Here is a 264-nt window from a genome sequence, read left to right as displayed (position 1 = left end):
ACAGCCTCAACGGTTTGGGCGAAGCCATTCAGGCTCCCGTCAATGCTTAGCATTGATGGGATAATGGCGGAGGGAGACACGGTGTACCGCTCCAAAGCCAACGAAGACTTCATGGAAAAGCAGGGTTTTGTCTCAAAGGTTCACAGAAAAAAGCCGCATCTCAAACCTATGCTCCGCCATATCCAGAAATCGAATGCAGGAAAGTCTGTGATCCGATCTCGTGTCGAGCATGTCTTTGCCGATCAGAAATCACAGACGGGACTA

1 pseudogene is annotated in these 264 nt (G+C 50.0%); it reads left to right on the top strand.

Annotated features, from left to right (window positions below):
- Positions 1 to 264: pseudogene (locus HK24_RS14070) on the top strand (hypothetical protein); the annotation flags it as partial.

It is taken from the genome of Gluconobacter sp. DsW_058 (assembly GCF_002153615.1).
Classification (GTDB): domain Bacteria; phylum Pseudomonadota; class Alphaproteobacteria; order Acetobacterales; family Acetobacteraceae; genus Gluconobacter; species Gluconobacter cerinus.
Note: the sequence above shows the minus strand (reverse complement) of the source record. Positions and strands in the feature narration are given on the sequence as shown.